Here is a 9199-nt window from a genome sequence, read left to right as displayed (position 1 = left end):
GTGGAAAGGATAAGTGCTGAAAGCATCTAAGCATGAAGCCCCCCTCAAGATGAGACTTCCCATCACTTCAAGTGAGTAAGATCCCTCAAAGACGATGAGGTTGATAGGTCCGAGGTGGAAGCGTGGTAACACGTGCAGCTGACGGATACTAATTGATCGAGGACTTAACTAACTTATTTTGGTTGATATGTCATGGTTAATCGCTTATTTGGTTTTCAGGGTATAAATTGTATATTTCATGATGAATTATACAAAACAACCTGTATATTCAGGTCTGGTAGCAATAGCGAAGAGGTCACACCTGTTCCCATATCGAACACAGCAGTTAAGCTCTTCTGCGCCGATGGTAGTTGAGGCATCGCCTCTGCAAGAGTAGGACGCTGCCGGGCAGTTAAAAAGCAACTCAATGAGTTATTCTCATTGAGTTGCTTTTTTTTGTGAAGTGAATGTTGTGCAGGATACGCTCCATTATAGTAAAATGATGGATAAATAATAACAGGGAGGCTACAATCAGCATGACCTGGAATGATATTTTAGGTAATGATTTTCTTACCATTATAATTCGTGTTTTAATTGCACTCGTATTATCGGGCCTTATTGGTTTTGAACGGGAATTAAAAAATCACTCTGCTGGATTCCGGACACATATTTTAGTTGGTATTGGTGCTTGCTTAATGATGTGTCTTTCTCTCTATGGCTTCCAACAATTTGAAGGAACAAATCTTAATATAAGATTTGATCCGGCACGTATCCCTTCCTATGTAATAAGTGGTATTGGATTCCTCGGAGCAGGTACAATTATTGTTTATGGAGGAACAATAAGAGGACTAACTACTGCTGCATCTATTTGGACTGTTGCAGGACTCGGACTAGTTGTTGGTGCAGGGATGTATGCTGTTGCTGTATTTACGACTTTGATTATTTTACTTAGCTTAGTATTTTTAAATAATCTAGAAAAAATATTTGTGAAAACCCACACTTCAAATGTGATAGAGATTATTGCTTTACCGGATTTGCAGGTCCATCAAATTGTATCGGTATTTGAAAAATACAATGTGCAGATTCGCAGTGTAGAAATTATGAAAGTAGAAAATGATTTGCGAAGTTTATTTTTTCAATTTGAAAAGAACAAAGGTAAGGATATGAACCGCGTTTTGTTAGTTGAAGAGATTTCCAACATAACGGCTGTGAAGAATATCATTGATCGGAGTTAAAAATATTTTAAGTAAAACATGTGTTATGTTAGATCGTTTTAGGGAAGATTAAGAAGATAAGCACATGTATGCCTGCAAGTATTAACGTGAACGAATGGACGCATGTCTATCACCCAATCACATACATTTGAGACCGTGCATATAACTCCACAAAAAACACGACATGATGAGCAGGTTGTTACGATTGCTAAAGCAAAGGTGTATGCTTTTCTCAAAAAATGAAGTGATCCTTTAAATTTTTAGTGGGTAGTAAACAAATCATACGGAATTGTATGGTTTTTTATAAAAAGATGGTTTGCATAATGGTTGGTTTGGCGTATAATAAAAATATAGTCAAAGTTAGTCAAAGTCAATGTAATTGTTTTGGTTGGGAGGTGGTCCGATGCGAAATATTAGCGATATTATTGAACAATACTTGAAGAAAAGATTGCATACAAAAGGTAAAAATGTTATTGAAATAAAACGGAGTGAGGTAGCAGATCAATTTCAATGTGTTCCCTCACAAATTAACTATGTTATTAATACGCGTTTTACGATTGAAAAAGGGTATATAGTAGAGAGTAAACGTGGTGGTGGTGGTTATATCCGTATTATCCGTGTCATTCATCAAGATAAATCGGAAATGATTGACGAAATTATCCAGATGATCCAACCGGCTGTCACACAACGCGCCTCTTTAGATATATTGGAACGGTTATTAGAGGAAGAAATCATTACCGAACGTGAAGCGACCATCATTGCTAGCGTTATGCAGCGCGAAACCCTTGCCTTTCCGTTGCCATTACGGGATGAGGTTCGTTCGAGGCTGCTGACAGCAATGCTAACGACTTTAAAATATGAATAATAGTTATATATAATGTTTATCAGACCATTGGAATATCCTTAAAAGGAGGAGAGGCAATGGAATGTCAGGAATGTCATAAACGACCCGCAACAATCCATTTAACACAGGTTATTCATGGTAAAAAAATGCAAATAAATGTTTGTGAAGAATGTGCAAAATTAAAAGGATATTTTACTTATCCGGAAGAAGCGTATACATTGCATAATTTGTTAACCGGACTTTTTAATTTTGATTCGCCAAAAATGGAATCTGGGACGAATAATACACCAATACAACATCGTAATGACTTGCAATGTCCCACATGTGAATTAACCTTCTCGCAATTTAAACGCTCCGGAAAATTTGGATGTGCTACTTGCTATGATGCTTTCTCCAGCCAATTGGATCCAATTTTACGCAGGGTTCATAGCGGGAATACGAAACATGCTGGTAAGATTCCAAAGCGAAAAGGTGGCAATCTTCATTTGAAAAAACAGATGGAGGATTACCGCAACCAATTAAAGACGCTAATTGAAGAAGAGGCTTTTGAACAGGCAGCGAAAGTTAGAGATCAGATAAAGGCATTGGATGCACAGATTCGCGAAGAAGAAGCAGGTGATGATAAATGACCTTGAAGGATTTCATGAATGAAGCGATTAGCCCCTGGATGCGTGAAAACGGGCCAGATAGCGATATCGTTTTAAGCAGTCGAATTAGATTAGCGAGAAACTTTGCGGATGCTGTATTTCCGACGGTGGCTACAGAAGAAGAACTGGAGGAAATCAAAGCATTTTTTAAGTCATCCTATGATCAACAATCCTTTGATGATTATCAGGATTTAGAATTTATATCGATTCAGGATTTAAGTACCATTGAGCGCAGGGTGTTGGTTGAGAAACATTTAATTAGTCCGCTATTAGCGAAAAACACTCAGGCAGGTGCAACGTTAATCTCTAGCAATGAACAGGTTTCGGTCATGGTGAATGAAGAGGATCACATTCGTATTCAGCTTTATTACCCAGGACTTCAGCTGGCGAAAGCGTTGAAAAAAGCTTTTGCTTTTGATGATTGGTTGGAGACAAAGGTCAATTATGCTTTTGATGAAACGAAGGGATACTTAACAAGCTGCCCTACCAATGTTGGAACAGGTATGCGTGCATCGGTGATGATGCATTTACCTGCACTGGCATTAACGAAACAGCTGAACCGTATGATTCCAGCAATTAACCAATTGGGACTTGTTGTTCGGGGGATATACGGTGAGGGAAGCGAGGCGTTGGGCAATCTATTCCAAATCTCAAATCAGATCACACTGGGCAAATCAGAAGAGGATATTATTTCCGACCTTCAAGGAGTCGTCCAGCAATTGATTGAGCATGAACGGCATGCAAGGGAACGTTTGATGCAGCAATCCCCGACAAAACTGGCGGATCGTATATATCGTTCACTTGGTGTACTGGAATATAGTAGAATTATGGAATCAAAAGAAGCAGCAAATTGTTTATCAGATGTTCGTCTGGGCATCGACCTAGATATGATCAAAAATATTTCCTGTACCATTTTACATGAACTAATGGTCTTAACACAGCCGGGCTTTTTACAGCATTATGCACAAAAGGCATTAACAGCGAATGAACGAGACGTATTACGGGCAACACTGATACGGGAACGATTACAGTTGGAGAAATAATCGGTAGGAGGAAGAGGATATGATGTTTGGAAGATTTACAGAAAGAGCGCAAAAAGTGCTGGCACTCTCCCAGGAAGAAGCGGTTCGTCTTGGCCATCATAATATAGGGACAGAGCATATCTTATTAGGTTTGGTTCGTGAGGGTGAAGGAATTGCAGCCAAAGCGTTGGAATCTTTAGGACTGGAAGCACCTAAAATTCAGGAAGAGGTTGAAAAACTAATTGGTAAAGGTAAGCAAACCATGCAGGCTATTCATTACACACCACGTGCCAAAAAGGTAGTCGAGCTTTCTCAGGATGAAGCACGGAAGCTTGGTCATTCATATGTAGGGACAGAGCATATTTTACTTGGCTTGATTCGTGAAGGCGAGGGTGTTGCTGCGCGTGTACTTACAAACTTGGGGGTAAGCCTAAATAAGGCCAGACAGCAGGTATTGCAATTACTAGGCAGTAATGAATCCCAAGCAGGCAGACAAAACCGTGGACAGGTACCAAATGCAAATACGCCAACATTGGATTCTTTGGCTAGAGATTTAACAGCCAGTGCAAAAGAGGGCAATGTGGATCCGGTAATAGGTCGCAGCAAGGAAATTGAACGCGTTATTCAAGTATTAAGCCGACGTACGAAAAACAATCCCGTTTTAATCGGTGAGCCTGGTGTCGGTAAAACGGCTGTTGCTGAGGGTCTTGCACAGCAGGTTGTCCATAACGAAGTACCTGAAATCCTACGAGATAAACGAGTGATGACTTTAGATATGGGGACGGTCGTTGCAGGCACGAAATACCGGGGTGAGTTTGAGGATCGTCTTAAAAAAGTAATGGAAGAAATTCGCCAAGCAGGAAATATCATCTTATTCATTGATGAGCTTCATACATTGATTGGTGCAGGTGGTGCAGAGGGTGCGATTGATGCGTCCAATATTTTAAAACCATCCCTTGCACGAGGCGAGCTGCAATGTATTGGGGCAACAACGTTAGATGAGTATCGTAAATACATTGAAAAAGATGCAGCACTTGAACGACGCTTCCAACCCATCCAAGTGGATGAACCATCAATTGAGGAGACCATTTTAATCTTAAAAGGGTTACGTGATCGTTATGAAGCACATCATCGTGTAACGATAACTGATGATGCCATCGATGCTGCGGCTAATTTATCGAGCCGATATATTACGGACCGCTTTTTGCCAGATAAAGCAATAGATTTAATTGATGAAGCTGGCTCTAAAGTGCGATTAAAATCTTATACGATTCCACCAAATTTAAAGGAATTGGAGCATAAATTAGAAGAGGTTCGTAAAGAAAAGGATGCAGCTGTCCAAGGACAGGAATTTGAAAAAGCGGCAGCATTACGTGATTCTGAGCAACGTCTTCGGGAGCAGCTGGAAACAACGAAAAATGAGTGGAAAGAAAAGCAGGGACAAGAGGATTCCCGTGTGACTGTTGAGGACATTGCGAGTGTCGTATCAGCTTGGACTGGTGTTCCTGTGTCGAAGCTGACAAAGGATGAAAGTAATCGTTTGCTGAATATGGAAGAAATTCTTCATAAACGAGTCATTGGTCAAAAAGAGGCAGTCAATGCCGTTTCGAAAGCAATCCGTCGTGCACGAGCAGGATTGAAGGATCCGAAGCGACCAATTGGTTCTTTTATCTTCTTAGGTCCAACAGGTGTTGGTAAAACAGAATTAGCTCGCGCGCTAGCAGAGGCAATGTTTGCTGATGAGGATGCGATGATACGAATTGATATGTCCGAATACATGGAGAAGCATTCCACTTCACGTCTTGTTGGCTCTCCTCCGGGCTATGTCGGCTTTGAAGAAGGTGGTCAATTAACTGAAAAAGTCCGTCGTAAGCCTTATTCTGTTGTTTTACTGGATGAGGTAGAAAAGGCGCATCCAGATGTCTTTAATATTTTACTGCAAGTGTTGGAGGATGGTCGATTAACCGATTCTAAAGGCCGTTTAGTAGATTTTCGTAATACGGTCTTGATCATGACCTCAAACGTAGGTGCAAGTGAATTGCGTCGAAACAAATATGTTGGCTTCAATCTTGGTGAAGAGGGCCAGGAATACACGGATATGAAGGATAAGGTAACGGCAGAAATGAAAAAAGCATTTCGACCTGAATTCCTCAATCGGATTGATGAAACGATTGTATTCCACTCCTTAGAGAAAAAGCATATGAAAGAAATTGTCGTGCTGATGGTGAATCAACTGAAACAACGTCTGCAAGAGCAGGAGATAGATTTCTCACTAACAGATAAGGCGTTGGAAAAGATTGCTGATGAAGGCTTCGAGCCCGAGTATGGCGCAAGGCCATTACGCCGGTCCATTCAGAAGCATGTAGAAGATTTACTTTCTGAAGCCTTATTAAAGGGTACCATTTCAAAAGGTCAAAAAGTAAAAATAGGGCTAAACAATAAAGGAGAATTCATTGTTTTACCTTAACAAAAAACAATTTTTCTATCATTTTGAACCGAAGAGCACCTGCTTTTCGGTTTTTCCTTATCTTCATTCTCCATGATAAAATAACAATTGTGGCATAAAGATGGAAAAACTATTGTTAAATTGATAGAAACCTGTAACTTTACGGTTATTATTATCGTATACAATAGAGATAGTGAAAGGATAGGGTAGAATGGCCAAGCGCAAATCAAAATTTGTTTGTCAGGAATGTGGATATGAATCTCCGAGATGGATGGGGAAATGTCCCGGCTGCCATACGTGGAATACGATGGTAGAAGAGCTGGATGCTTCCAGCTCAAAAAATAGACATACATTTGTAACAGGAACAAAAAGTAATAAACCAGAAAAAATAACAGCCATTGCATCTCAGAAGGAACCCCGTATTACAACGAGTATGAAGGAATTTAATCGGGTTCTTGGGGGAGGTATTGTTCCGGGCTCCCTTGTATTAATTGGGGGCGATCCAGGGATTGGGAAATCGACTCTGTTACTGCAAATCTCATCTCAGCTGGCAGATAAGGATTTATCCGTTTTGTATATTTCCGGTGAGGAATCTACAAGGCAGACAAAGCTGCGTGCAGATCGGCTTGGTGTAACAGCAGATTCTCTCTATGTTCTTTCCGAAACCAATCTATTAGATATTTCGAATCAGATTGAGGCAATTAAGCCTTCGTTTATCGTCATTGACTCCATTCAAACGATTTATCGAGATGAGGTTACAAGTGCTCCTGGTAGTGTTGCACAAGTTCGCGAGTGTACAAGTGAATTAATGCGGCTGGCGAAAACACTCCATATCCCTATTTTTATTGTGGGGCATGTAACGAAGGAAGGCGCGATTGCCGGACCGCGTATGTTGGAGCATATGGTTGACGTTGTCTTATATTTTGAAGGGGAGCGGCACCATGCTTTTCGGATCCTGCGCGGGGTGAAAAATCGTTTTGGCAGCACCAATGAAATGGGTATCTTTGAAATGAAAGAAGAAGGCTTGCGTGAGGTGCTGAATCCGTCTGAAATCTTTCTGGAAGAACGTTCAGAGGGAGCAGCAGGTTCTACGATTGTTGCATCCATGGAAGGAACAAGACCTGTTTTAGTTGAAATACAAGCACTTATTTCACCTTCCAGCTTTGGCAACCCAAGAAGAATGGCTACAGGAATTGACCATAACCGTGTGCCGCTGCTGATGGCCGTTTTGGAGAAACGGGTTGGGTTAATGCTGCAAAATCAAGATGCATATATTAAAGTAGCGGGTGGCGTTAAACTGGATGAACCAGCAATTGATTTGGCGGTTGCAGTAAGTATTGCTTCGAGCTTCCGTGATCAGGCAACAAACGCAGAAGATATCTTCATTGGTGAGGTTGGCTTAACCGGAGAAGTACGCCGGGTATCGCGCATCGAACAACGGGTGCAGGAGGCGGCTAAGCTAGGCTTTAAGCGTGTTATTTGTCCACAAAAAAATATGGATGGTTGGACAGTGCCAAAAGGAATTACGGTAATTGGTGTAGATACGGTGCAAGAGGCATTGGAGATAGGCTTAACCAGATAGGTGAATTTCTTGTCTACAACGTTCGAGCATATTTGACATTCTACGCGCTGTATGATAAAATTTTATATTTTGAAAATTTGAATGTTTAGAATCGCTATGCTACTATTTATTGTAAGTATTTGTGTATTTTATAAAATCGGTTATCTTTTTTATGCTTTTGGCAATAATAATAGACAGGAGGTGATGCTGGTGCTAAAAAAGATTGTTCATCTATTTTTCATCATAACGGGTGGGACAGTAGGATACCTGTATATACCAGATCTGATTTCATTTTTTAATTTTACAGAAGCGAAATGGGTATTGTCCCCTTACTTTGGCTCCATTTTGGGTGCTATTATCTTTTTTCTTATTTCGTACTGGCTAGTAGATTATATCGTGGGGTTCTTAAAATGGATTGAGGAAGCTTTGATTAAGGTGCCTGTAGGTGATTTGTTTTTTGGTAGTCTTGGGCTGATTATTGGTTTGGTCATTGCATATTTAATCAATATTACCATTCAAGATATCAATATCAAATTTGTATCTCAGGTCATACCATTGTTCATTACCATTTTACTAGGTTATTTTGGTTTTCAGGTTGGTTTTAGGAGACGTGAGGAATTTGTTAATCTCCTGAATAAAAAAGACCGAGATAAAAAACGTGCGCATACAGCGGAAGCAGATGGCGTGGAACAAGGGCAACCAAAGGCAAAAATTTTGGACACGAGTGTTATTATTGATGGCAGAATAGCAGATATTTGCCAGACAAGCTTTTTGGAAGGAACCATTGTGATTCCGCAGTTTGTACTAGGTGAATTGCAGCATATAGCCGACTCATCTGATGCATTAAAGCGAAACCGTGGTCGTCGAGGGTTGGATGTGCTAAACAGAATCCAAAAGGAATTACCTGTTCATGTGGAAATTTATGAGGGTGATTTTGAGGATATTCCAGAGGTCGATAGTAAGCTGATTAAGCTTGCTAAAGTCATCCATGGTGTTGTGGTCACAAATGACTTTAACTTGAATAAGGTTTGTGATCTACAGGGTGTCCCTGTGTTAAATATTAATGACTTGGCAAATGCGGTGAAGCCGGTTGTGCTTCCTGGTGAAGAACTGATGGTTCAGGTGATTAAAGATGGGAAAGAACAGAATCAAGGGATTGCCTATTTAGATGATGGTACGATGATTGTTGTGGAAGAGGGACGCAATTATATTGGCAAAACCATCGAAGTACTCATTACGAGTGTACTGCAGACATCTGCGGGCAGAATGATTTTTGCCAAACCAAAGCTACTCGAAAAAGCTTTATGAAATAACCGGGATACGTAATAAAGATTGATTTCAGGCTGCCTATGTATGCAGCCTGATTGCCTTATCCCGTCGTAATTGATATAATTTCCAAGGATGGATTGAAAAGTGATAACGAAATTGGTTATCGCTTTTTGTTCTACTTGGAAAACTGGTAGTTCGGATGCTGCCTATTTATAAT

At 40.4% G+C, this 9199-nt stretch carries 7 protein-coding genes and 2 rRNA genes; all 9 read left to right on the top strand.

From position 1 onward, the window contains the following. Positions 1–172: ribosomal RNA gene (locus tag DX933_RS03360) — 23S ribosomal RNA — on the top strand; the annotation flags it as partial. A 101-nt stretch (positions 173–273) separates the two neighbouring features. After that, a 5S ribosomal RNA gene (gene rrf / locus DX933_RS03355) occupies positions 274–389 on the top strand. Between the two features lie 126 nt (positions 390–515). Continuing rightward, positions 516–1214, top strand: a complete 699-nt coding sequence (locus DX933_RS03350) for an MgtC/SapB family protein (protein ID WP_123315071.1) — start codon at positions 516–518, stop codon at positions 1212–1214. Positions 1215–1596: 382 nt separating this feature from the next. Then, entirely contained in the window at positions 1597–2058 is a 462-nt protein-coding gene (locus DX933_RS03345) for a CtsR family transcriptional regulator (protein WP_123315070.1), read from the top strand. Positions 2059–2114: 56 nt separating this feature from the next. Next, on the top strand, positions 2115–2666 hold the full coding sequence (locus DX933_RS03340) for a UvrB/UvrC motif-containing protein (RefSeq protein ID WP_123315069.1): 552 nt from the start codon (positions 2115–2117) through the stop codon (positions 2664–2666). Next, positions 2663–3727: a protein arginine kinase gene (locus DX933_RS03335; RefSeq protein ID WP_123315068.1), complete on the top strand. Its 1065-nt coding sequence runs from the start codon at positions 2663–2665 to the stop codon at positions 3725–3727. The genes DX933_RS03340 and DX933_RS03335 overlap by 4 nt, the downstream gene beginning before the upstream one ends. Positions 3728–3746: 19 nt before the next feature. Continuing rightward, the gene (gene clpC / locus DX933_RS03330) at positions 3747–6173 is read left to right on the top strand and encodes an ATP-dependent protease ATP-binding subunit ClpC (protein WP_123315067.1); all 2427 of its coding nucleotides are present in this window, start codon (positions 3747–3749) and stop codon (positions 6171–6173) included. A gap of 190 nt (positions 6174–6363) precedes the next feature. Further along, positions 6364–7734 (top strand): DNA repair protein RadA, encoded by a 1371-nt coding sequence (radA, locus tag DX933_RS03325; RefSeq protein ID WP_123315066.1) that lies wholly within the window; start codon positions 6364–6366, stop codon positions 7732–7734. Between the two features lie 189 nt (positions 7735–7923). Beyond that, positions 7924–9021, top strand: a complete 1098-nt coding sequence (locus DX933_RS03320; RefSeq protein ID WP_123315065.1) for a PIN/TRAM domain-containing protein — start codon at positions 7924–7926, stop codon at positions 9019–9021. Positions 9022–9199: the final 178 nt, after the last annotated feature.

It is taken from the genome of Ornithinibacillus gellani (genome assembly GCF_003730295.1).
Classification (GTDB): Bacteria; Bacillota; Bacilli; order Bacillales; family Amphibacillaceae; genus Ornithinibacillus_A; species Ornithinibacillus_A gellani.
This window is presented reverse-complemented; position numbering and strand designations above follow the sequence as displayed.